This window comes from Pseudomonas sp. B19(2017), assembly GCF_002113165.1.
Classification (GTDB): domain Bacteria; phylum Pseudomonadota; class Gammaproteobacteria; order Pseudomonadales; family Pseudomonadaceae; genus Aquipseudomonas.
The window spans coordinates 58,235-80,165 of record NZ_NEJR01000020.1; the positions used below are offsets into that span (position 1 = coordinate 58,235).

Genomic DNA, 21,931 nt, shown 5'->3' on the forward strand with positions numbered 1-21,931 from the left:
GGAGAATCCTACCGGTCTCACCAATGGCTGATAAGTCGGCAAAAATGCGTTAGTTTGTCCTACAGGTGGAACAGTGAGATATTCCCATGCAAGACCTCAACGACCTCTTCTACTTTGCCCGCGTGGTCGAAGCTGGCGGTTTCGCCGCTGCCGGCCGCCAGCTGGGCATTCCCAAGTCGCGCCTGTCGCGGCGTATCGCCGAGCTTGAAGAACGCCTGGGCACACGCTTGCTGCAACGCACCACCCGGCAACTGAAGCTCACCGCAGTGGGCGAGCGCTATCTGCACCACTGCCAGGCCATGCTGCTGGAAGCCGAAGCCGCCGATGAAGCAGTGGCCAGCATGAGCAGCGAACCGCGCGGGCGACTGCGAGTGTCCTGCCCGGTGGCATTGGCCCACGCCTTCCTGCCGGACGTGATCAGCCGTTTTCTGGCGCAGTACCCGCAGGTGCAACTGGACATGGTGCTACTCAACCGCCGGGTCGACCTGATTTCCGAAGGCATCGATGTGGCCTTGCGCGTACGCGACCTGGGCGATGAAGACCCGGCCCTGGTCACCCGCCGCCTGCGCCAGGCGCAGATGCAACTGGTTGCCGCGCCCGGTTTCGCCGATCACATCCGCGAACCGGGCGAACTGGCCTCCTTGCCGGTGCTGGGCGCTGCCGAGGCGGACCGCCTGGTACACTTCCGCCTGTTCGGCCCCCATGGCAAACAGCAGGAAATCGCCCTGGAACCGCGGCTTGCCATCGATGATTTCGTAGTACGTAATGCTGCTGTACGAGCGGGCCTCGGGTTTACCGCGCTGCCCAGCATGTTCTGTGAAGAAGAACTGGAACGCGGCGAACTGGTGCGCCTGCTGCCGGACTGGTCGCTGCCGGGTGGCTACCTGCAGGCGGTGTATCCGCATCGGCGCGGCTTGCTCCCTGCGGTTCGGGTGTGGATCGACCACTTGGCGGCTTCGTTCGAGGCCTGTGGAGAAAAGTATGTCTGAGCGGACCATGAGCGAAGCCCAGGTGGCAGCGTTCTGCCTTGGCCTGCCGGGTGCGCGGGAGGACTACAAATGGGGCGGCATCCGGGTGTTCTCGGTGGCAGGCAACAAGATGTTCGCGGTGCTCGACCTGGCAGGTGCAGGGTTGTCGTTCAAGGTGGCCGACGAACTGTTTCTCGGCTATTGCGACCGACCGGGGGTGCGGCCTGCGCCGTATCTGGCGCGGGCGCGATGGATCAGCATGGCATCGCCCTACCCCATGGGGCGTGTTGAGCTGTGTGATCTGTTGCAGAGCTCGCACCAGCTGGTGGTGCGGCGATTGCCGAAGCGGTTGCAGGTGGGGTTGGTGATCTAGGTATCCTGTGCCGGCCGCTTCGCGGGCTTGCCCGCTCCCACAGGGTTTTCACTGGCCTCAAGACTTGTGTAGTACCTGTGGGAGCGGGCAAGCCCGCGAAAAGGCCGGCACAGCCACCTATCAATCAAAAGCCAGATACCGCCCGCCAAGAAACAGCCAGTCCGCCCAGAACACCTGGTGCACCAGCACAATCCCCCAGAACACCAGTTGGTACGACACCTTGCGCGTCTTGTGCCGATACAGCTGCTGCGCCAGCAGTGCCCCCGGCCAGCCTCCGAGCAGCTCACTGGCATGCAGCACCTTCTCGGGCGTACGCCAGGCCTGGGTACGCGCCTGCTGTTTATCCTGCCAATACAGCAACAGGCTGATCAGGCTCATGGCCGGGTACAGCGCCAGCGGCCACCAGGCGTGGTCGAGCCAGGCCATGCGCGCCGCGCCCAGGCCCGGCAGCAGGCACAGCAGGCCCAACAGCAGCAGCTTCAGGCGCACATTACGTACGCCCTCCCCCCTTTGCCCCCGGGCCGCCTCAGCCATGCGCCGTCGCCCAGTCAACCCAGCCGAACTGCCAGGTCGCCAGAATCAGCAGGCCAAAGACAATGCGATACCAGGCGAACACCGCGTAGCTGTGGTTGGCAATGAACTTGAGCAAGCCACGCACGGCGATCATGGCAAAGATGAACGAGGTCACGAAGCCGATGGCAAAAACCGGCAGGTCGCCGGGCTGGAACAGGTCGCGGTACTTGTAGCCCGAATACACCGCTGCACCGACCATGGTCGGCATCGCCAGGAAAAACGAGAATTCGGTCGCCGCCTTGCGCGAAAGGCCGAACAGCAGGCCGCCGATAATGGTCGAGCCGGAACGCGAAGTGCCCGGGATCATCGCCAGGCACTGGATGAAGCCGATCTTCAGCGCGTGGCTCCAGCGCATGTCGTCGACGTGATCCACCTCCACGCGGTGCTCGCGGCGCTCGGCCCAAAGCATGATTACCCCGCCCACCACCAGGGCAGCCGCCACAGTGACAGGGTTGAAAAGGTACTCGTGAATCAGGTCGGCGAACAACACGCCCAGCACCACGGCCGGCAGGAACGCCAGCAACAGGTTACCGGTGAAACGCCGCGCCGTGGGCTGGCTGGTCAGGCCGAAGACCACGTCGAAGATCTTGCCGCGAAACTCCCACACCACCGCCAGGATCGCCGCCAGCTGAATGATGATGTTGAAAGCCATGGCCCGTTCGCCACCAAAACCGATCAGGTCGGCGACGATGATCTGGTGGCCGGTACTGGAGATCGGCAGAAACTCCGTCAGCCCTTCGACCACGCCTAAGATGATTGCCTGGAAGGCAGTCCAAAAATCCATCGTTCCCCCGATGGAGCGCTGCTCGTTGCAGGCCCCTTGTTCTTGATTTACTTGAAATTGCCGCGCGCGGCCCGGCTGTTTTACAGCGACTGTTGGGCGCAATGCCAGTAGAAAAGTTCACGCCGCCTAAAGGTTTCATCTTGCGCGGCCGAAATCCTAGCAGAGCACCTTTGCAAACGCCTTGTACAACCTGCTGCAGACTATTGGATGTATAGCACTTAGCCATTAGTCGAGTGGGGGCCTGGCGCAAAGCATGCTTGGATGCGGCTATATAAAAAGAACAATGCGGGAGCTGTGGTATGAAAACCCTGAGATCGATGTCTATCAGCCGCCGTCTGTGGTTGATCCTTTTGGTGGCGGTGGCCATGCTGGTGGTCTTGGGCCTGCTGATGCTGCGCCAGATCCACGGTGACCTGTACCAGGCCAAAGCGGAAAAGACCCGCCACGTGGTGCAGACCGCAGCCGGTGTGCTGGCCTATTACCAAGGCCTGGAGGCAGCTGGCACGCTCAGCCGCGAAGCCGCCCAGCAACAGGCGCTGCAAGTGGTACGCACGCTGCGCTACGACCACGACGACTACTTCTGGATCAACGACCTGGGGCCGAAGATGATCATGCATCCGGCCAACCCCAAGCTCGATGGCCAGGACCTGTCGGCCATCCGCGACCCCGACGGCTTTGCCGTGTTCAACGAGATGGTCGCCCTGGCCCGACAGCAGGATGCCGGGGCGGTCAACTACCGCTGGCCCAAGCCCGGTGCCAGCGAGCCGGTGGCCAAGACTTCCTACATCCAGCTGTTCAAGCCGTGGGGCTGGATCATTGGCTCGGGCGTTTACGTCGACGACGTGCAGGCCGAATTCGCCCGCCAGTTGCGCGACGCCTCACTGGTGGGCGTGGCCATTGCCCTGCTGATGGCGCTGGTGGTCATGCTGATTGCCCGCAGCATCGCCCGCCCGTTGCAGGAAGCGGTGCAGGCCATGGGCAACATCGCCAGCGGCGAAAGCGACCTGACCCGGCGCCTGGATACCCACGGCCGTGACGAAATCACCCACCTGGGCGAACATTTCAACCGCTTCAACGGCAAGCTGCAAGGCGTGATCGGCCAGTTGCAAGGCGCGGCGCACGCCCTGGCCGAGTCCGCCGGGCATGTCGGCGACAATGCCGGTACCGCGCAACAGCACAGCGCCCAGCAATCGCTGCAGATGGACCAGGTGGCCACCGCGGTTAACGAAGTGACCTACGCCGTGCAGGACGTGGCCAAGACCGCCGAGCAGGCCGCCGGGGAAATGCGCACCGCGCAACAGCAGGTGGCACACGGTCAGGAGGCCATTCACGGCAGCCTGGCGCAGATCGACCGGCTGTCGCTGACCATCGACCAGGCGGTGCAGGTGATTCGCGACCTGGCCGGGCACAGCACGCGCATCGGTGGTGTACTGGACGTGATCCGCTCCATCGCCGAACAGACCAACCTGCTGGCGCTGAACGCAGCCATCGAGGCGGCGCGGGCCGGCGAGCAAGGTCGTGGCTTTGCCGTGGTCGCCGACGAGGTGCGCCTGCTTGCCCAGCGCACGGCGCAGTCGACGGCCGAAATCCATACCATGATCGAGCACCTGCAAAGCCAGTCGGACGCTGCGGTGAAAGCCATCGACACCAGCAGCGAGGCCTCGCGCCAGACTGTCGAGCAGGCCCGCGAGGCCGGTGCCAGCCTGGATGCCATCAACCAGGCGCTGAACAACCTCACAGCGTTGAATGCATCCATTGCAAGTGCCACCTTGCAGCAGTCGCATGTGGTCGAGGAGATCAACCGCAACGTGCTGGACACTGCGGGGTTGTCCCAGCAGACCGCCGATGCGGCACGCCAATCCAGCGATGCCGGAGCTGCGCTGGGGCGGTTGAGCGAAGAGCTGGAGCAACTGTTGCGGCAGTTCCGCGTATAAGACCAAGCCCCTGTGGGAGCGGCCATGCCCGCGAAGCAGGCGACGCGCGGTATGGCACCGGCTTCGCCGGTGTTCGCGGGCATGCCCGCTCCCACAACGGGCATGGAAATCCGTTCGTGCCATGCCTACACCTTCCCCGGCCGACCCGCTACAATCGCGCCCTCCTCCGTAGTCTCCAAGGATCGCCGATGTCCGGCCTTGAACTCATCGCCGCCGTCCTCGGCGTCACCGCTGTCTGGCTAACGGTCAAGCAGAATGCCTGGTGCTGGCCGATCGGCCTGGTCATGGTGCTGATCTATGGCTGGCTGTTCTACGAGGTGAAGCTGTACTCGGGCATGCTGCTGCAACTGGCCTACGCCATCCTGCAGGTTTATGGCTGGTGGCAATGGAAGCGCCCAGGCCACGCTGCGGACGCCCGCCTGGTCTCACGCCTGCAGCGCCCGGCATTGTTCACCGGCCTGGCCGTCGGGGTGCTGCTGAGCGCCGCCCTGGGCGCGGCCATGGCCACCTGGACCGATGCCGCCCTGCCTTGGCTGGACGCCACCCTGACCGGCTTCAGCCTGGTGGCACAACTGTGGATGGCGCAGAAGCGCCTGCAGTGCTGGCCACTGTGGGTGGTAGTGGATATCGTCTACGTGGGCCAGTACCTGCACCAGCAGCTGTACTTCACCGCAGGCTTCTTCGCCGTACTCACCCTGATTGCCGTGCGCGGCTGGCTGGAATGGCGCCGGGACCCGGCGTTGGTGCAACCATGAGCGTGGCACAGGCCATGAAAGTACTGGTACTGTGCGGCCCGGAGTCCAGCGGCAAGAGCTGGCTCAGCGGTGTGATCCAGGCGCATTTCGGCGGCGTGGTAGTAGCCGAATACGTGCGCCACTTCATCGACCAGGAAGGCCGCGACACCTGCTATGCCGATATCCCCACCATCGCCCGCGGCCAGCTGGCCTGGGAAGACCATGCCCGCGAGCAGGCACCGCCGCTGCTGATTCTCGACACCCACCTGCTCAGCAACATGCTCTGGAGCCGCGCCCTGTTCGACGACTGCCCGGCCTGGCTGGAACAGGCGCTGTTGGCGCGGCATTATCACCTGCACCTTCTGCTGAGCCCACAAGGCGTGGAGTGGGTTGCCGATGGCCAGCGCAGCCAGCCCGAACTGCGCGACCGCCAGCGCTTTTTCGACGACAGCCTGCACTGGCTGCAACGGCATGACCAAGCGTACAAAATAATTGAGGGCAATTGGCCACAACGCCAGTTGCTGGCACTGCAAACAGTGGCTAAGCTCATTGGTAGCGATGCGCCATCCTGCCCCACCGAGTGTTAACCCACTGACACACCCGTGGGCGGCAACCCCCCTGAGAACAGAAGGTTTTCTTCGGCATCGAAGAGACTGTCAAGGCGCTGAAACACCCCTGCAAAAAGCCCTTCCAATCCGCACCGACACGGGCTTCGCCTGCATAGCGCGCGGCTGCCTGTTTCAACCCTGAGACAAAATACGCCGCAGTTTGTCATGGTCCTTGTCTTAAGCTTCTGATCTGCAAATACTTTTCAAAAGCGGCACACCTTCTGCTCCCTCGTTCGCATCGCTGAACAAGGCCAGCGCTCATTGAAGGAGTTGCCGTCGTGAGGAAAACTGACAAACGCCTTTATCACCTGTTGCTGATGAGCTATGTGCTGGGCTCCTTGAGCTTCACGGCCCAGGCCGACAACGGCATCATCGTGATAACCCGTGATGTGCAGACACGCAACGCCGTGGTCCCGCCTTTAAGACCCGACCCCAACCCCACCACCGTCAATGCCAATCCTTCCGCTCACATCCTCAAGCAAACCAACGAACTGAGTGATGGCGACTTCGCCAACATCAGCAGCGGTGCGGGCATCAGTACCCTGATTACCCAGCAGACCAACAACCTGGGCGGCAACCTCAATAACCAGTCCCAACTGCCCAACCTGGCCGGTGGCCGCGGTACGGGCTCGGGAAATGGCATCTCGAACATGGTCAACTCGAGTGTGCAGCGCGGCCTGGCACCGCTGCAGATCCTGACCGGAGGCAAGTGAGATGAAGCACACGCTGCTGATCCTGGTCACGCTGTGCAGTACATCGGCCTTCGCGCAATCCCCGGTCCCCGTGATCAACAACGCCGACATCGACAGCTCGGGCAGCCGTTACCAGGGCAACCTGTCGGTCAACCAGGCAGCCGGCGACCAACAGCAACAGGCCAACGCGCGCGCCTTCGCTGCAGGGCCCGAGGCTGGCGCCACCACACAGATCCGCCAACGGCTGAATGCCCCCGCAACTTCCGCGATGGACGCGCGCTCGACCATACAGGGCGATGCCTTCAGCAACGGTAGCGGCGCCCTGGGGGTCAACCAGAGCGCCGGCGCCAACACCCAGCAAGCGAACGCACTGAGCATCAGTATCGGTGCCCAGCCGCAAAGCATCGACGACAGCGTCCTCATGCAACAGAACGTGGCGCTGCTCAACAACTCCGGTCCGATTGACACTTCAACTGGCCATCGCCAGGTCACCACCAGTGACCAGGCCTTCACCGGTAGCCGTGGAGTGATTCAGTTGAACCAGAGTGCCGGGGTGGGAAACCGAATGGCCAACACCTTGAGCATCCGGGTCGCGGATTGACCCATCCAGTCAAGAACGACACTTAACCAATAGCGTACGGAGAATCACCATGAAACCCTCGATGGCAATCAAGCCTCTGGTTTTCGCAATTGCTGCGGTCATGGCTGTTGCTGTACAAGCTGATCAGAACGACCGGCGTGGCGGGCACCACAATGGTCACCACAATAACGGGCATCACACCCCTCCTCCCACCCGGATCCCTGTGTATGCCACAGCCAACGCCATGGACAGCCAACGCAGCACGGGCAATACCATCACCAACCAAGGCACCATCAACGAAGCCGAAATGAGCAGCTCGGCCACGGGTGCAAGCGGCAACGTGGGTGTCAACGTGGCAGCCGGTAACGGCAACCAGCAGGACAATGCTGCGGCCATTGCCAATGCATCTTCCGAGTCCAGCCTGGACAACAGCTTCGTGTTCGGCACCGCCGAAGCCACCGCTGACGTTCGCCAGTTCAGCAACAACAACCGTGTCGACAACTGGTCCACCCAGAACTCGGCAGTCATGACCGGCTCGGCCGATGGTGCGGAGGGTAACGTCGGCATCAACATCGCTGGCGGCGACCTGAACCAGCAGAAGAACACCATGGCCATCGCCAACACCGGTGCCCCGCTGGGCAATGCCACTGCCACCGCCTCTGCCGACCAGAACGGCCCAGGCCTGACGGTGAACAACGGCGCCGACCGCACCTACCGGGTGGACACGCTGACCATCACCACCACCAAGAGCGGTTCCAGCTCGCGTGAGGGCACGTTCAATTCGACCGACGACCGCAGTTCGTCCTCGAGCTTCAGCGTGGCCGGCTCGCAAAGTGCCAGTTCCAGTGGCTCCAGTGGCTGGAACTCCAGCGGTTCTAGCAGCATGAACGCCAGCGGTTCGCACAGTTCCACTGCCAGCGGCTCCAACAGCTGGAATGCCAGTGGTTCGATGGCCGGCAGCGCCAGTTCGTCCAGCAGTGCCAGCCTGAGTGCCTCCTTGGCCGCTGCTGCCGATGCGACCCGTACCATGACCACCGATGACGGCCGTCGCGAGCGTACTCGCACCGACAGCTTCGATGCCTCGCTCAATGCCTCGCTCAATGTAGATGTCGACCACTCGCGGGAAAGCTCTTACGACAAGTCGTTCGAGAAGGCATTCGACTCGTCGTACGACAAGGCTCGCCAATCGAGCTACGAGAAGTCTCGCGACTCCTCGTATGAGAAGGCTCACGAGTCGTCCTATGCCAATGCATCGGAATCGGCGTTTGAAAAGTCTGGCGAGAAATCGTCTCAATCGTCGAACGACGTGTCGAAGAGCTACAGCGAAAGCAGTGCCTACGACTTGAGCAATACCGTGTCCTTCCAAGTGCTGACCCCGACCGGCTGGGCCAACCCCGTGACCAACACTGCAACCCTTAGCGGTTCGGTGAACGGTGGCAGCGGCAACCTGGGCGTGAACGTGGCAGCCGGTGTGGGCAACCAGCAGAGCAACTCGCTGGCCATCTCCAACACCTCGTTCTGATCGCTGTGCTTGAGGCCCCCTTCGGGGGGCCTTTCTTCAACAGAACCGGAAGGCATCCGATCATGCGCATCATTGCCCTGGCGTTTTTGCTGTGCCTGGCCAGCGTGAGCGAAGCTGCACAAATGCCGCTGTCCGTCCTGCCGGGCGGCGCCGTGGTGTTCAAGCCCATCCAGAGCGTACGCGAGCGCAAGTTCGCCGACCTGGTGCAACAGAAAACCGACTTCAGCTGCGGCGCCGCCGCGCTGGCCACCATCCTGCGCCAGGCCTACTGGCTGGACGTGGACGAGCAACAGATCATCGAAGGCATGCTGGCCCACGCCGACCAGGACCTGGTGCGCACACAAGGCTTCTCGATGCTCGACATGAAACGCTACGTGGAAAGCCTGGGGATGCGTGCCCGCGGCTACCGGGTGGCACCCGAGACCCTGCACAGCGTGCGCATTCCGGTCGTGGTGCTGATGGACGTGCGCGGCTACAAGCACTTCGTGGTCATGCAGAAGGTCGACAAGGGTTGGGTGTATATCGGTGACCCGGTACTCGGCCACAAGCGCTACAAGGTCGATGATTTTCTCAAGGGCTGGAACGGCATCATCTTCGCCGTCATCGGCCAAGGCTACGACAAGAACAACATCCTGCTCGACCCGCCCCTGCCGCTGACCGCCAAGGGCCGGGTGAACAACTTCACCCCGGTGCAGGATGCAGAGCTGTTGGACTTCGGTTTCATCAAAAGCGACTTCTTCTAACGACTCTTGCAACGACAAGGAGCACGAGGCTCCGGGGAGCACCCCAATGAAGAACCCATTCTGGCTCGCGATCGCATGCCTGGCCGTCAGCCTTCCCACCCATGCCGAAACGTTCAAGCCGATCGAGCTGAAGGACCATGAGCTGGCGGCCCTGCGTGGCCGCTACGTGATGCCGGGGCGGATCGTGAGTTTCGGTATTGTCATGTCCAGCACCTGGCAGAATGCCAAAGGGGACGTGATCGGTGCCACGAGCACGATGCAGATTCAGCAGTCGACCATCAAACCGCAATTCTATGTGTCATTGATCGACGAAAGCGGCACTGGCACAACGTCAGCTGGAACCACCGCACCAGGTACCGGCACCGTCACGGGCGGTGCCGGCCTCAACACTACAGAGGGTGTGACCCAGGTGGTACGCGCAGCTGGCGACGATAACACCGCCTACAACAATGTCGCCATCAATGTCTCCAAGGCCAACCAGGCGCCCGCCGCGCAGCCACAGGGCCAAGCGCTGGCCAACGGCCAGACGCTGACGGGCGCAAACGGCGCAGGTACGCTGAGTGTGTCCGCCAGCGGCGTAGGGGTGCAGTTCAATATCAATGCCAGTAACAACCAGGGCAGCAGCGTGCAGCGTCTGGCGCGGGGTGGCCTGATGCAGAACTCGACGCTGCTGGGCAACGGCAACCGGGTGAACAACGTCACCACGCTCAATGTAGTGATGCGTGAAAGCGTGCCAACAGCCGCGTCGCTGAACGGTAGCCTCGATCAGCTCAAAGGTCTTCGTACATCCGGATACTGATCTACGCTCAGTCTCATCAAAAGTAGTCGGCAGGGACGGCACTTCCATGCACCGATCTTTATCGCTCAAAGCTTTTGTGTGTTTGACCACCTTGGCCCCGGCCACATTGCTCTACGCTGCATCCGACCCACAGGTCGAGGCTCTCAAGCAGGAACTGATGGAGCTGAAACGTCGCTACGAAGCCCAACAGCAAGCGCTGATGGTGCTGGAGCAGCGCGTCCGCCAGGTCGAGGAAACCCCGGCAGCGCCGCCGCCCAAACGCCTGGTCAGGTCCCCGGCCGAAGGGGTCAAGGGCGCACAGACGGTGGCATCGGGCGCACCGGGCACCACCGGCAGCTCCTATGGCCAGGCGCTGACCGCCGACGCCGAACCGGCACAGAGCGTATCCAACCTGTATGACGAGGCCAGCGGCTTCTTCGGCGGTGGCAAGTTCAGCTTCGAGACCGGGGTCACCTATACCCACTACGATACCCGGGCGCTGGTGCTCAACGGCTTCCTGGCGCTGGACTCGATCTTCCTCGGCAGTATCAACCTTGACCGGGTCAAGGCAGACAACTGGACCCTGGACATGACTGCCCGCTACAACCTCGCTCAGCGTTGGCAGTTCGACATCAACGTCCCGGTGGTTTACCGCGAATCCACCTACTCTTCCGGCGGTGCGGGAGGCGCCGGGGCAAGCACCTCGGACCAGACCGTGACCCGCGACCCGGAAATCGGTGACGTCAACGTCGGCGTCGCCTACAAGTTCCTCGACGAAGACGAGACCTGGCCTGACGCCGTCGCTACCCTGCGCATCAAGGCGCCGACCGGCAAAGACCCCTATGGCATCAAACTGCGCCAGGTCGAGGGTAACGACAACCTGTCGGTGCCGGAAAGCCTGCCGACCGGCAACGGCGTCTGGTCGATCACCCCGGGCATCTCGCTGGTCAAGACCTTCGACCCGGCTGTGCTGTTCGGCAGCCTGTCCTACACCTACAACATGGAAGACTCGTTCAGCGACATCAGCCCACAGGTCAACAGCAAGGTGCCGGGTGACGTGAAGCTGGGCGACTCCTGGCAGATCGGCGGCGGCATCGCCTTTGCCCTGAACGAAAAGATGAGCATGTCGTTCTCGGTGTCCGACCAGTTCGCCCGCAAGAGCAAGATAAAGCCCGATGGCGGCGACTGGCAGTCGATCTCCAACAGCGACTACAACGCAGCCAACTTCAACATCGGCATGACCTTCGCCGCCACCGACAACCTGACCATCGTGCCCAACCTGGCCATTGGTCTGACCGATGACGCACCAGACTTTTCCTTCAGCCTGAAATTCCCCTACTACTTCTGAGACTTGCCCCCGACGGGCCCGTGCGAACGGGCCCGGCTTTTGGTTACCAGCCTTGTCCCGCAACGCCGTGCCCGCCCTGGCCTGTTATCATCAAGCACAGTTGCATGACGATTTAATGGCAAAAGGGATGTTTTTTGTGAAGAACCTGTCAGACCACCCACGTATCCGGCTTGTCGCCCTGACGGCCCTGGTACTGGTGATCCCACTGGGTACGCGCGCCATACTGGGTTGGTCCAACCCGCTCGGTTACCTGTCCGACCTCGCCCTCGGCAGCCTGCTGGTCTTGCTGCTGCACCGTCGGCCGTGGTGGCTGGCGCTGCCCGTATTGCTGGCCTGGGCGGCCCTCTGGGTGGCTTCGGCCGAACTGGTGAGCGCGGTCGGCCGTTTGCCCACCAGCGCCGACCTGACGTACCTGCTCGACCCGCAGTTCATGGAAAACTCGACCGGTGGCGGCCTGGCCCATGCCTGGCTACCCTGGACCATGGGCGTCGGCCTGCTGGCCTGGCTGGCCATCGCCTGGCGCAGCCGTACCCAACGCAGCCAGCCGCTGCCACGCAAGGCCTGGGCCATTCCGTTGCTGCTGTTTGGCGCCCATTGGGGCAGCCAGCAACTGCTACCTTCCGACGCCGACCAATGGCGGCAATACAATCTCACCCACCAGTTGCTGTCGGCCGGGGCCGGTAATCTGCAGCGCCAGGTCGAAGGCTGGATGGGCCGGACGAAAACCTTCACTCCCCTGCCCAGCACTGGCCTGACCCAGTCCGACCTGCATGGCCAGCGCCTGCTCGCCGGGCCAGGCAACGCCCGCAACCTGCTGGTCATCACCGTTGAAGGCATCCCCGGGGCCTACCTGCGGCCCAACCGCCAGGCCCTGCACAGCCGCTTCGACGAAGAGCTGATGCCCAGGCTCAGCCAGTGGGCCGAGCGCGGCATGAACACCCCGGACTACGTGTTGCATACCCACCAGACCATCCGTGGCCTGTATGCCATGTTGTGCGGTGACTACGACAAGCTGGCCAACGGCACGCCCAAGGGCATGGAGCTGCTGACCCAGAACGAGCGCAACCAGGCCTGCCTGCCGGCGCAGTTGCGCCAGGCCGGCTTCACCACCCACTACCTGCAGGGCGCCGGCCTGCGCTTCATGGCCAAGGACCGCATCATGCCGCACATCGGCTTCGACGCGGTGCACGGCCAGGAGTGGTTCCGCAACAAGAACTACCTGGACTTCCCCTGGGGCAAGGATGACCGGGCCTTCTTCGAAGGCGCGCTGGACTACGTCGGCCAACTGCAGAAGCAGGACAAACCCTGGATGCTGACGCTGCTCACCGTGGGCACTCACCAACCGTACTCGGCACCGGCCGAATACCTGGAGCGCTACGACACGCCGAAACAGGCGGCAGTCGCCTACCTGGACGACGCGCTCGGGGCATTCCTCGACAACCTCGAACGCCAGGGCGTACTCAAGGACACGCTGGTGGTGGTGACCTCCGACGAATCCCACGGCATCGACGGGGTACGCCTGGCCTCGTCCTGGGGTTTCAACCTCACCCTGGCGCCGGAGCAGGCGCAGTTGCCAAAGATCAAGCACGGCACCTACGGCCATATCGACCTGGCCACCTCCCTGCTTGATTACTTCGCCCTGCCCATCCCGATAGCGCTCGGGGGCCGTTCGCTGTACCGCGACTACGACAGCGGTCGCGAGATGATCTCCTACACCAACGGCATGCTGCGCTATCACGATGGCCGGGGAGTGTTCACCGAATGCGACTTCCAGCAGCGCTGCCGGCGTTACGCCAGCGAGGGCTTCATCGCCGACCAGGCACGCTACCTGGGCCCCGGCGACAGCCTGCTCGGCCAGCAGATCGGCGCCCTCGCCGGGGTGCTTGACCAGTCCCTGCTGCAAACACCGCTGAACCTGCGTTACCAGTTCGGCGGCCCATCGCCGATCCGCTTGCGCAAGCGCATTCACGATGACTGGGCCGACAACCTGATCGGCGCCCAGTACCTGGAGATGCCCGAGGGCTCGCATACCCGCGTGCGGGTCAAGGTACGCTCGCTGGACCCTCGGCGCGCAGCCTACATCCAGCTCAAGGCCAAGCAGTCGGAGCAGGATGTACCGCTGGGCCTGCCTGATGAAGTGAGAGTCACCGCCGACGAGCCCCTCGAAATGGAGTTCAGCTTCGACAACCCGACCGCGCGAAAGGCGTTTTCCTTCCATTTGCTGGGCTATGGCGGTGGCAAGGTGGAAATCAGCGATTTCAGCGTGATCACCGCGCTGCCTGGGGAAGATGAGGCGGAGGATGAACTGCCAGAGGGGCATATCGCCCATTCGGGCTGAGCGCAGTACCGCTCATCGCCCGGTCACCGCGGCCTGTCGATTCAACCTGCCCGTGCTCGACTAGTGTGTGAATCCCCAATGTGGAGACAGCACCATGAGCACGAGCGAAAGCAGGCACCCGGTGGTTTCCCGCAGCCAGTGGCTGGCGGCCCGCCGGCAGCTGTGGCTGCACGAAAAGGCCTTTACCCACCACCGCGACGCGCTGGCCGCAGCCCGTCGCGCCCTGCCCTGGGTCAAGGTCGAGCACGGCTACCGCTTCTACGGGCCAGACGGCGAAAGGGACCTGGCCGAGCTGTTCGCCGGCCGCAGCCAGTTGCTGGTCTACCATTTCATGTTTGCCGAGGGCTGGAGCGAAGGCTGCCCCGGTTGCTCGTTCCTGGCCGACCACTTCGACGGCGCCAACCTGCACCTGGCACATCACGACGTGTCGCTGGTGGCGGTGTCGCGGGCGCCCTATGCCGAGTTCCAGGCCTTCCGCCAGCGCATGGGCTGGCAGTTCCCCTGGTATTCGTCACATGGCAGCGGGTTCAATGAGGACTTTGGCGTCAGTGTTGGCAGCGAGGGCCAGCGGCAGTACAACTATGAGCCCTATGAGGGTAATGAAAGCGAGCTTCCCGGGCTGAGTGCGTTCTACCGTGATCCGGATGGCAGCGTTTACCACACCTATTCCACCTATGCCCGTGGCCTGGATATCCTGGTCAACACCTACAACTTCCTCGACATTGCGCCACTGGGGCGCAACGAGGGTGGGACCATGGACTGGGTGCGGCACCATGATCGTTATGAAGGGCAGCCGAACAAGCCTGACTGCTGCCACAAATAACGTGAGGCAACACCTATCCCTTGTGGGAGCGGGCATGCCCGCGAACACCGGCAAAGCTGGTGCCAGGCACCGCGTCGCCTGTTTCGCGGGCGCGCCCGCTCCCACTGGGGACGCGATATGTCAGCCACGCACACCCAGCATCCCGCGCTCGACGATGAAGTCGATCACCGCCTGCAGCCCCTCGCCCTTCTTCAGGTTGCTGAAGGTCCATGGCCGCTGTGGGCGCATGCGCTGGGTATCGCGTTCCATCACTTCCAGCGAAGCGCCCACATAGGGCGCCAGGTCGGTCTTGTTGATCACCAGGAAATCCGACTTGGTAATCCCTGGCCCACCCTTGCGCGGGATCTTCTCGCCTTCGGCCACGTCGATCACGTAGATGGTCAGGTCGGCCAGCTCCGGGCTGAACGTGGCACTCAGGTTATCGCCGCCGCTTTCGACGAAGATCACCTCGAGGTTGCCAAACTTGCGCGCCAGTGCTTCGACCGCCGCCAGGTTCATCGAGGCGTCTTCACGTATCGCCGTGTGCGGACAACCGCCGGTTTCCACGCCGACGATGCGCTCCGGCTCCAGGGCCCCGGCTTCGGTAAGGATGCGCTGGTCTTCCTTGGTATAGATATCGTTGGTGACCACCGCGATCTGGTAGTGATCACGCATGGCCTTGCACAAGGCTTCGAGCAGCGCCGTCTTGCCGGAGCCGACCGGGCCGCCGACACCGACGCGCAGGGGTTGTTGATAGCTTTGCATGCAGGCAGTCCTCAGGAACGGAACAAACGGGTGTATTGGGTTTCGTGACACGATGAGGCAATGGCCACCAACGGCAAGCCGCCGCCTAGCTGGTCATCGCCCAAAGCCAGTGCCTGCTCGAAGGCGGCGGGCAGCCCTGCCCCCAGGTCGCGCAGCAACGTCTGGGCAGCCTGCTGGCCGAACGGCACCAGCTTGACCCCGGCCATTACTGCGCCCTCCAGCCAGGCAAAACCATGGCCAAGGGCCAACTGGCGCAGTGGGATCGCCCAGTGCGCAGCCAGCCAGGCCATACCGCCGAGCTGGGTGAGTTCGAGGCTGGCCCGCCAGGCCGGCGCCTGGCCCAGTTGCCAGCCGTCCAGAAGCCGTGCCAGCGCCGCACCGCGCTGCTGTTCTTCCAGACGCAACTCGGCGGTTTCGCGGTTGGCCAGCAGAAAACGGCTCCAATGGCCGAAGGCCTCGGCGTCCTCGGCCTGGCAGGCGTGGTACAGGCGCGCCAGCACCGGCCAGTCGAGGCAGGCCAGGGTGTCGTCGATCTGCTCCCGCTGCCAGGCAGCGAAACCATCTGCGCCCCGTACCCAGCCGGCCTCGACCGCCCATTCCAGGCCTTGCGAGTAGGTGAAGCCCCCCACCGGCAAGCCAGGGCTGGCCAGTTGCAGCAGGCGCAGCAGCGCCAGGTCGCTGTCCATCAACCGGCCAGTACCAGCGCGGCGCCGGCCAGCAGGCCACCGCCAAAGGCCTTCTGCAGGCCGCTATGCCTGCGCAGCAAACAACCGACCGCGAAGCCGGCCGCCAGCAACAAGCCGCTGACCGCGACGAAGCCGGCGCTGAACTGCCAGAACGCGCTGGGGGTGGCTTCCACGCCATGGGCCCAGCCATGGAACAGGGCGAACACCGGCATGGCCATGGCCAGCAGCAGCTGGCGGCTGGGCAGCAGCACGGCCCCGGCAGCTACCAGCAGCGACACGGCAATCAGGGTTTCCATGCCCAGCACATCGCCAAACAGGTGGCCGCACACCGCGCCACCGAACATTGCCGCCAGGGTTGCCAGGGGTAGCGTCAGGCTGCGCCGGGTCAACGCGGCGAGCACACCGGTACCCAGCAGCATCAGCAGGTGGTCAAGGCCAGTCAGCGGGTGCAGCAGGCCGTCGTGCAGCGGGTTGGCGTCGTGCCCGGGGTGGGCGAAGGCTGGCAGCGCCAGCATCAGCAGAAACAGGGCGAAAGTCTTTTTCATTGGTTGCTCCAGGCAGTTCAGGAATGGGCAGGCAAGCGCACGAACGGATGATCGTGGCCGTGTGCATGGCTGTGGCTATGGCTGTGCGGCGCGCTTTGGTAGGCGCCCGCTTCAGGCTCGAAAGGCGCCTGTTCGGCTTCTACCGTCAGGCCCAGACCACGCAACATGTCGTCCAGCACATGGTCGTGCTGGAAGCGCAACAGGCCGGGCTCGATTTGCAGCGGCACGTGGCGGTTGCCCAGGTGATAGGCCGCGCGGGCCAGCAAGTGCGAGTCGGCGCAGCGCACCGTGGACACCGCCTCGGGCGCCGCCAGCACACGGATCAGCTGGGTGCCCTCGGCATCGGCCAGCAGTTCGCCGCCGCGCAGCAGGTGGCCGCGCTCGAGCATAAGCCCGGCCTCGCGGCCATCATCCAGGGTCAGTCGCAGGCGGCTCTTGATGCGGCTGTCCACGTCCAGGGTGACAGTACCGGTTTCACCCAGTGTGCCGGGGTCGGTGATACGGCGGGTCAAGACAATCATCGGGGCTCCTCAGAACAGGAAGTAACGCTGGGCCAGCGGCAGTTCGCGGGCCGGCTCGCAGACCAGCAGTTCGCCGTCGGCACGCACCTGGTAGGTCTGCGCATCGACCTCGATCAGCGGCTGCAGGGTGTTGTGGACCATGTCGGGCTTGCGTACCCGGCGGCAGCCGTGGGCCACGCCGATCAGGCTGCGCAGGTTCAGTTCCTCGGCCAGGCCGCGGTCCATCGCCGCCTGGGGCAGGAAGGTCATGCGCGTGGCATGCCGCGCCGCGCCCAGGGCGCCGAACATCGGGCGGTAATGCACCGGCTGCGGCGTAGGGATGGAGCCATTGATGTCGCCCATGGGCGCGGTGACAATCATCCCGCCCTTGATCACCAGGGCCGGCTTGACCGCAAAGAACGCCGGCGCCCACAGCACCAGGTCAGCCAGCTTGCCGACTTCCAGCGAACCCACTTCGTGGCCGATGCCGTGGGTCAGTGCCGGGTTGATGGTGTACTTGGCGATGTAGCGTTTGACCCGGAAGTTGTCGCTGTAGCTGGTGTCCGGCGACAGTGGCCCGCGGCGCAGCTTCATCTGGTGGGCGACCTGCCAGGTACGCAGTACCACCTCGCCAACCCGGCCCATGGCCTGGGAGTCGGACGAGGTCATGGCAAAGGCGCCCATGTCGTGGAGGATGTCCTCGGCGGCGATGGTTTCGCGGCGGATGCGCGACTCGGCAAAGGCCACGTCTTCGGCGATGCTCGGGTCCAGGTGGTGGCAGACCATGAGCATGTCCAGGTGTTCGTCCACGGTGTTGACCGTGTACGGCAGGGTCGGGTTGGTCGAGGACGGCAACACATTGGCCTGCCCCGCCGCACGGATGATGTCCGGGGCGTGGCCACCACCGGCGCCCTCGGTGTGGAAGGTGTGAATGGTGCGGTCGCCGATGGCCGCCAGGGTGTCTTCGATGCAGCCGGACTCGTTGAGGGTATCGGTGTGGATCGCCACCTGGATGTCCATTTCCTCGGCCACACCCAGGCAGCAGTCGATGGCCGCCGGTGTCGAGCCCCAGTCTTCGTGCAGTTTGAGGCCCACGGCGCCGGCCGCGATCTGCTCGCGCAGTGCTTCCGGCCGCGAGGCGTTGCCCTTGCCCAGCAAGCCGATGTTGATCGGCAGGCTGTCTGCGGCCTGGAGCATGCGCGCCAGGTACCAGGGGCCGGGCGTGCAGGTAGTGGCGTTGGTACCGGTGGCCGGCCCGGTGCCGCCGCCGATGAAGGTGGTGACACCGCTGTTCAGCGCCTCGTCCACCTGCTGCGGGCAGATGAAATGAATGTGCGAGTCGACGCCACCGGCGGTGACGATCTTGCCCTCGGCGGCGATCACTTCGGTGCCGGGGCCCACCGGCACGTTCACGCCCGGCTGCACATCGGGGTTGCCAGCCTTGCCGATCACCGCGATACGCCCGTGCTTGATGCCGATATCGGCCTTGACGATGCCCCAGTGGTCGATGATCAGGGCATTGGTCAGGACCAGGTCCATGGCTTCGGCGGCCAGCATCTGGCCCTGGCCCATGCCATCGCGGATGACCTTGCCGCCACCGAACTTCACCTCTTCGCCATAAATGGTGAAATCCTGCTCCACCTCGACCCACAGCGCGGTGTCGGCCAGGCGTACGCGGTCGCCCACGGTGGGGCCGAACATGTCGGCATAGGCCTGGCGGGAAATACGGCTCATGCCCTACCCTCCAGCGCGCCCATCACCTTGCCCTGAAAGCCATGGACCTCACGCTTGCCGGCGTAGGCCACCAGTTGCACGGTACGCGCCTGGCCGGGCTCGAACCGCACGGCGGTACCCGCGGGGATGTCCAGGCGAAAGCCCAGGGTCGGTGCGCGCTCGAATACCAGCGCCTCGTTGACTTCGTAGAAGTGGTAGTGCGAGCCGACCTGCACCGGCCGGTCACCATGGTTGGCCACGCTGACGCTGACCGTTGCGCGGCCGCTGTTCAGCTCGATGTCGCCGGCGGCGACCTGGATTTCACCTGGGATCATGCGGGGCTCCTGGGCAGTTTCAGACGATGGGGTCATGCACGGTCACCAGCTTGGTGCCATCCGGAAAAGTCGCTTCGACCTGCACGTCGTGGAGCATTTCGGCAATGCCGGGCATTACCTGCTCGCGGCTCAGCACTTCACGCCCCAGGCTCATCAGCTCGGCGACTGTGCGGCCATCACGGGCGCCTTCGAGCACGGCGGCACTGATCAGCGCCACCGCTTCCGGGTAGTTGAGCTTCAGGCCACGGGCCAGGCGCCGCTCCGCCAGCAACGCGGCGGTGAACAGCAGCAGTTTGTCTTTCTCTCTCGGGGTCAGCTCCATGGCGCTCTCTCAGGTAGCCCAGATACGCGGTGGGCAGGCCGGCAGGCCGAGGACGGCCGGGCGCAGCACATGCCACAGGCGTTGCAGGGTGCGTTGCAGGTGTTGGTTGTCATGGTCGAGCACGCGGATTACCAGCAGCGACCCGAGCAGGGTCGCACCGGCCGGATTGCCCAGTTCGTCGAGCAGCAGGCGCACCTGTTCCAGCACGGCCTGGTCGGCCGGTGCGGCGCAGAAGGTGGCCAGCAGCGGATGCCCGCCAAGCTTGTCCAGGCGCCCGCCTTCGAGGCGCAGGCGCTCGTGCAGGCCGACTTCGCCGGGCAGTTCGATGCGTAGGCGGCTGTCGAGGGCACCCTGGTCGAAACGCTCGCCCATCACAGGGCGCCCCAGGCACAGGGTTTCCCAGGCCAGCAGGCGCGCCCCCGGTTCCAGGGTGAAACGGCTGTCGAGGCTGGCACGGGCACCGGAGAACAGGATGCTGTCCTGCGGCAGCCATTCCAGCGTACTGTCAGCGGCCAGGTGAAAGCGCTGGGCCAGCCGCGCGGTCGGGCCGATGCTGCGGTAGAACTTGCTGGCGCCGGGCATGGTCAGCAGCGCGTGGCTGCCCGGCTCCAGCCGGATGTCCAGCTCCAGACGGTCGCCAGCGACGATGCCGCCGGGTGGGTGCAGCACGTAGACATGGCACGGTGCGCCTTCCGGATAGAACGGCCGCTGCACCAAAAGAGGTCCGAAATGCCGCCACGCACCAAGGCGGGTCACTTCGTCGCGCCTGACGAAGCGCAACTGCAGGTGAGCACTCCAGCCTGCATCGTCTTGACGTTGTTCGATCTGCTCCGCGAGCGACATCCTGCGGCCCCTGAAATCCGTGGCCTGCTGGCCGTTTAGAGGGGCAGGCCTGCACGGCTGAAGTGCCCGCGGCCTGACCACTCGATCAAATTCTCAGGCTGGATATAGCAGGTTGCGGGCCAACTCCGCAGGTGAAGGAAAATGAAAACTTCTGCCACAGCCGCTCTGGCATCGGGCATACGGGGAGATGGCGCACAAAGCCGGGGCGCACTCAGGCCCTGTTTAGGTGCTGGACTGAGAGAATACTGGGGCCGCTACGCGGCCCATCGCCGGCAAGCCAGCTCCCACAGGGATCGCGCATGGCTTGAGGTCACTGAGGAAACCTAGTAATCGAAGCGGTCCACCGCACGCCGGCGCTCGTTGTCGTCGCGCCGGTCGTAGATTGCGGTGGTCTGGATATTGGCGTGGTGCGCCAGCTTCTGCGCAATCGACAGGTCATGCTCTTCGATCACCCGGGTGATGAACGCCCGGCGGAAGTCGTGCGGCATGATCTTCACGCCCACCTGCGCGCCACGCTGGCGGGCAATGTAATAAATGGCATGCTTGGTGATACGCGCCCGGGTGATATGGCTACCACGGCGGATGCGGTTGAACAGGAACGGGTCATCTTCGGCACCTGCCGGCAAATCCTGGCGGCGCAGGTCCAGCCATGCCTGCAACTTTTCGAACGCCCATGGCGGGGCGTACTTGATCAGCTGGCGGTTGCCCTTGCCCAGCACCTGCAGGCTGCGCGCCTCGAAGTCGACCTGATCCAGGTCGATGTCCACCGATTCCGACTTGCGCATCCCGGTGCCGTACAGCAAGGCGATGATCGCCGCATCACGTACCCCCTGCGGCCGTGGATCGGCCGCACACACATCCATCAACTCGCGAATCAGGCTACGGCGCAGGTTGCGCCCCGGCGGCAGGCGGCTGCCGGTGGCCGGCTTGACCTCGCGAATGCGCAGCAACTGCTCATGATCGATCAGGCCCTGACGCCAGGCCTCGTTCATCACACCGCGGATGGCATTGACGTACAGCGACGAGCTGTTGGGGGCATAACCGTCGGCACGCAGCGCTGCCACCAGGGCAATCACATGGCCGGGCTCGAGCCGGTGCCAAGGCACATCGACAATATTGCAATCGACGAAACCCAGCCGGTCGGCAGCGTCCTGAAGGATGTAGCGCATGGTTTGCTGGCTGGATGGGGCCAGGCGGGCCATGTACTGCAGCAGCGGATTTTTCGAGAGGTCGGACAAAACGTGAATCCTGTAGCGAAGCGTTGGCCAGCGGCGAACCGGCCAAACCCTGGAGCAAGTCAAAACGACATACAAGCAGGTCAAAACAACAGCAGGATAGGCATGTCGTTCTGACCCCAAGAGGTGCCATCACCTTGATATACAAGGAGTTTGAAGTTGGCACGGATCATGATCTTACCCCAATTGAGCCTACTGAACGAATGAAGG

Annotated in this window: 24 protein-coding genes; 13 read left to right on the forward strand and 11 right to left on the reverse strand. The window is 63.9% G+C overall.

The genetic code is table 11. The features are described 5' to 3' along the window. Window positions 1–86 precede the first annotated feature (86 nt). Both CAF70_RS22355 and CAF70_RS22360 read left to right on the forward strand, forming a co-directional pair. Window positions 87–989, forward strand: a complete 903-nt coding sequence (locus CAF70_RS22355) for a LysR substrate-binding domain-containing protein (RefSeq protein WP_085626615.1) — start codon at window positions 87–89, stop codon at window positions 987–989. After that, window positions 982–1,341, forward strand: a complete 360-nt coding sequence (locus CAF70_RS22360; RefSeq protein ID WP_085626616.1) for an MmcQ/YjbR family DNA-binding protein — start codon at window positions 982–984, stop codon at window positions 1,339–1,341. Before CAF70_RS22355 ends, CAF70_RS22360 begins: the two co-directional genes overlap by 8 nt. 120 nt (window positions 1,342–1,461) lie before the next feature. Here the strand turns inward: CAF70_RS22360 and CAF70_RS22370 are convergent, their stop codons facing one another. Next, a complete protein-coding gene (locus CAF70_RS22370; RefSeq protein ID WP_085626617.1) occupies window positions 1,462–1,875 on the reverse strand; it encodes a DUF1294 domain-containing protein in 414 nt (137 codons plus the stop codon). After that, window positions 1,868–2,698, reverse strand: coding sequence for an undecaprenyl-diphosphate phosphatase (locus CAF70_RS22375; RefSeq protein ID WP_085626618.1), 831 nt, complete (start codon window positions 2,696–2,698; stop codon window positions 1,868–1,870). Before CAF70_RS22375 ends, CAF70_RS22370 begins: the two co-directional genes overlap by 8 nt. Window positions 2,699–2,997: 299 nt before the next feature. On the opposite strand from CAF70_RS22375, the gene mcpP reads away from it, so the two are divergent. The 11 genes from mcpP (at window position 2,998) to CAF70_RS22430 (ending at window position 14,798) form a co-directional block, all read left to right on the forward strand. Then, entirely contained in the window at window positions 2,998–4,632 is a 1,635-nt protein-coding gene (mcpP, locus tag CAF70_RS22380) for a methyl-accepting chemotaxis protein McpP (RefSeq protein WP_085626619.1), read from the forward strand. A 188-nt stretch (window positions 4,633–4,820) separates the two neighbouring features. After that, window positions 4,821–5,387, forward strand: coding sequence for a nicotinamide riboside transporter PnuC (gene pnuC, locus CAF70_RS22385; protein WP_085626620.1), 567 nt, complete (start codon window positions 4,821–4,823; stop codon window positions 5,385–5,387). Further along, complete coding sequence (locus CAF70_RS22390; RefSeq protein ID WP_085626621.1) at window positions 5,384–5,953, forward strand: AAA family ATPase; 570 nt, start codon at window positions 5,384–5,386, stop codon at window positions 5,951–5,953. Before pnuC ends, CAF70_RS22390 begins: the two co-directional genes overlap by 4 nt. Before the next feature lie 299 nt (window positions 5,954–6,252). Then, window positions 6,253–6,687: a hypothetical protein gene (locus CAF70_RS22395; RefSeq protein ID WP_085626622.1), complete on the forward strand. Its 435-nt coding sequence runs from the start codon at window positions 6,253–6,255 to the stop codon at window positions 6,685–6,687. 1 nt (window position 6,688) lies between these two features. After that, the gene (locus CAF70_RS22400; RefSeq protein WP_085626623.1) at window positions 6,689–7,267 is read left to right on the forward strand and encodes an adhesin; all 579 of its coding nucleotides are present in this window, start codon (window positions 6,689–6,691) and stop codon (window positions 7,265–7,267) included. A gap of 49 nt (window positions 7,268–7,316) precedes the next feature. Next, complete coding sequence (locus CAF70_RS22405; RefSeq protein ID WP_085626624.1) at window positions 7,317–8,768, forward strand: heme utilization protein; 1,452 nt, start codon at window positions 7,317–7,319, stop codon at window positions 8,766–8,768. Window positions 8,769–8,830: 62 nt separating this feature from the next. After that, window positions 8,831–9,511 (forward strand): C39 family peptidase, encoded by a 681-nt coding sequence (locus tag CAF70_RS22410; RefSeq protein ID WP_025339417.1) that lies wholly within the window; start codon window positions 8,831–8,833, stop codon window positions 9,509–9,511. 46 nt (window positions 9,512–9,557) lie between these two features. Next, window positions 9,558–10,310: a hypothetical protein gene (locus CAF70_RS22415; RefSeq protein ID WP_085626625.1), complete on the forward strand. Its 753-nt coding sequence runs from the start codon at window positions 9,558–9,560 to the stop codon at window positions 10,308–10,310. 46 nt (window positions 10,311–10,356) lie between these two features. After that, window positions 10,357–11,637, forward strand: coding sequence for a hypothetical protein (locus CAF70_RS22420; protein ID WP_085626626.1), 1,281 nt, complete (start codon window positions 10,357–10,359; stop codon window positions 11,635–11,637). Between the two features lie 136 nt (window positions 11,638–11,773). After that, window positions 11,774–13,975 carry an LTA synthase family protein gene (locus tag CAF70_RS22425; RefSeq protein WP_085626659.1) on the forward strand — a complete coding sequence of 734 codons (2,202 nt, stop codon included), beginning with the start codon at window positions 11,774–11,776 and terminating at the stop codon, window positions 13,973–13,975. A 94-nt stretch (window positions 13,976–14,069) separates the two neighbouring features. After that, window positions 14,070–14,798, forward strand: coding sequence for a thioredoxin family protein (locus CAF70_RS22430; protein WP_085626627.1), 729 nt, complete (start codon window positions 14,070–14,072; stop codon window positions 14,796–14,798). 120 nt (window positions 14,799–14,918) lie between these two features. Here the strand turns inward: CAF70_RS22430 and ureG are convergent, their stop codons facing one another. From ureG to xerC, 9 genes are all read right to left on the reverse strand, one after another. Then, the gene (ureG, locus tag CAF70_RS22435) at window positions 14,919–15,542 is read right to left on the reverse strand and encodes an urease accessory protein UreG (RefSeq protein ID WP_010953755.1); all 624 of its coding nucleotides are present in this window, start codon (window positions 15,540–15,542) and stop codon (window positions 14,919–14,921) included. 11 nt (window positions 15,543–15,553) lie between these two features. Then, the gene (locus CAF70_RS22440; RefSeq protein WP_085626628.1) at window positions 15,554–16,228 is read right to left on the reverse strand and encodes an urease accessory protein UreF; all 675 of its coding nucleotides are present in this window, start codon (window positions 16,226–16,228) and stop codon (window positions 15,554–15,556) included. Continuing rightward, on the reverse strand, window positions 16,228–16,773 hold the full coding sequence (locus CAF70_RS22445; protein ID WP_085626629.1) for a HupE/UreJ family protein: 546 nt from the start codon (window positions 16,771–16,773) through the stop codon (window positions 16,228–16,230). The genes CAF70_RS22440 and CAF70_RS22445 overlap by 1 nt, the downstream gene beginning before the upstream one ends. A 17-nt stretch (window positions 16,774–16,790) precedes the next feature. Continuing rightward, on the reverse strand, window positions 16,791–17,294 hold the full coding sequence (gene ureE, locus CAF70_RS22450; protein ID WP_085626630.1) for an urease accessory protein UreE: 504 nt from the start codon (window positions 17,292–17,294) through the stop codon (window positions 16,791–16,793). Between the two features lie 9 nt (window positions 17,295–17,303). After that, complete coding sequence (gene ureC, locus CAF70_RS22455) at window positions 17,304–19,007, reverse strand: urease subunit alpha (protein WP_085626631.1); 1,704 nt, start codon at window positions 19,005–19,007, stop codon at window positions 17,304–17,306. Continuing rightward, the gene (locus CAF70_RS22460) at window positions 19,004–19,321 is read right to left on the reverse strand and encodes an urease subunit beta (protein ID WP_025339426.1); all 318 of its coding nucleotides are present in this window, start codon (window positions 19,319–19,321) and stop codon (window positions 19,004–19,006) included. The genes ureC and CAF70_RS22460 overlap by 4 nt, the downstream gene beginning before the upstream one ends. Before the next feature lie 19 nt (window positions 19,322–19,340). Further along, the gene (locus tag CAF70_RS22465; RefSeq protein ID WP_003256923.1) at window positions 19,341–19,643 is read right to left on the reverse strand and encodes an urease subunit gamma; all 303 of its coding nucleotides are present in this window, start codon (window positions 19,641–19,643) and stop codon (window positions 19,341–19,343) included. 9 nt (window positions 19,644–19,652) lie between these two features. After that, window positions 19,653–20,486 (reverse strand): urease accessory protein UreD, encoded by an 834-nt coding sequence (locus CAF70_RS22470; RefSeq protein WP_085626632.1) that lies wholly within the window; start codon window positions 20,484–20,486, stop codon window positions 19,653–19,655. A gap of 323 nt (window positions 20,487–20,809) precedes the next feature. Then, entirely contained in the window at window positions 20,810–21,724 is a 915-nt protein-coding gene (gene xerC / locus CAF70_RS22475; protein ID WP_015270152.1) for a tyrosine recombinase XerC, read from the reverse strand. Between the last annotated feature and the right edge of the window lie 207 nt (window positions 21,725–21,931).

What these genes read in the sequence shown, in the direction of transcription:
- CAF70_RS22400 (WP_085626623.1), top strand. Translation starts at nt 6,689, where the DNA reads ATGAAGCACACGCTGCTGATCCTGGTCACGCTGTGCAGTACATCGGCC.
- ureE (WP_085626630.1), bottom strand. Translation starts at nt 17,294, where the DNA reads ATGATTGTCTTGACCCGCCGTATCACCGACCCCGGCACACTGGGTGAA.
- CAF70_RS22470 (WP_085626632.1), bottom strand. Translation starts at nt 20,486, where the DNA reads ATGTCGCTCGCGGAGCAGATCGAACAACGTCAAGACGATGCAGGCTGG.
- mcpP (WP_085626619.1), top strand. Translation starts at nt 2,998, where the DNA reads ATGAAAACCCTGAGATCGATGTCTATCAGCCGCCGTCTGTGGTTGATC.
- CAF70_RS22465 (WP_003256923.1), bottom strand. Translation starts at nt 19,643, where the DNA reads ATGGAGCTGACCCCGAGAGAGAAAGACAAACTGCTGCTGTTCACCGCC.
- ureG (WP_010953755.1), bottom strand. Translation starts at nt 15,542, where the DNA reads ATGCAAAGCTATCAACAACCCCTGCGCGTCGGTGTCGGCGGCCCGGTC.
- CAF70_RS22445 (WP_085626629.1), bottom strand. Translation starts at nt 16,773, where the DNA reads ATGAAAAAGACTTTCGCCCTGTTTCTGCTGATGCTGGCGCTGCCAGCC.
- pnuC (WP_085626620.1), top strand. Translation starts at nt 4,821, where the DNA reads ATGTCCGGCCTTGAACTCATCGCCGCCGTCCTCGGCGTCACCGCTGTC.
- CAF70_RS22390 (WP_085626621.1), top strand. Translation starts at nt 5,384, where the DNA reads ATGAGCGTGGCACAGGCCATGAAAGTACTGGTACTGTGCGGCCCGGAG.
- CAF70_RS22355 (WP_085626615.1), top strand. Translation starts at nt 87, where the DNA reads ATGCAAGACCTCAACGACCTCTTCTACTTTGCCCGCGTGGTCGAAGCT.
- CAF70_RS22360 (WP_085626616.1), top strand. Translation starts at nt 982, where the DNA reads ATGTCTGAGCGGACCATGAGCGAAGCCCAGGTGGCAGCGTTCTGCCTT.
- CAF70_RS22420 (WP_085626626.1), top strand. Translation starts at nt 10,357, where the DNA reads ATGCACCGATCTTTATCGCTCAAAGCTTTTGTGTGTTTGACCACCTTG.
- CAF70_RS22405 (WP_085626624.1), top strand. Translation starts at nt 7,317, where the DNA reads ATGAAACCCTCGATGGCAATCAAGCCTCTGGTTTTCGCAATTGCTGCG.
- CAF70_RS22415 (WP_085626625.1), top strand. Translation starts at nt 9,558, where the DNA reads ATGAAGAACCCATTCTGGCTCGCGATCGCATGCCTGGCCGTCAGCCTT.
- CAF70_RS22430 (WP_085626627.1), top strand. Translation starts at nt 14,070, where the DNA reads ATGAGCACGAGCGAAAGCAGGCACCCGGTGGTTTCCCGCAGCCAGTGG.
- CAF70_RS22410 (WP_025339417.1), top strand. Translation starts at nt 8,831, where the DNA reads ATGCGCATCATTGCCCTGGCGTTTTTGCTGTGCCTGGCCAGCGTGAGC.
- CAF70_RS22375 (WP_085626618.1), bottom strand. Translation starts at nt 2,698, where the DNA reads ATGGATTTTTGGACTGCCTTCCAGGCAATCATCTTAGGCGTGGTCGAA.
- CAF70_RS22460 (WP_025339426.1), bottom strand. Translation starts at nt 19,321, where the DNA reads ATGATCCCAGGTGAAATCCAGGTCGCCGCCGGCGACATCGAGCTGAAC.
- CAF70_RS22440 (WP_085626628.1), bottom strand. Translation starts at nt 16,228, where the DNA reads ATGGACAGCGACCTGGCGCTGCTGCGCCTGCTGCAACTGGCCAGCCCT.
- CAF70_RS22370 (WP_085626617.1), bottom strand. Translation starts at nt 1,875, where the DNA reads ATGGCTGAGGCGGCCCGGGGGCAAAGGGGGGAGGGCGTACGTAATGTG.
- ureC (WP_085626631.1), bottom strand. Translation starts at nt 19,007, where the DNA reads ATGAGCCGTATTTCCCGCCAGGCCTATGCCGACATGTTCGGCCCCACC.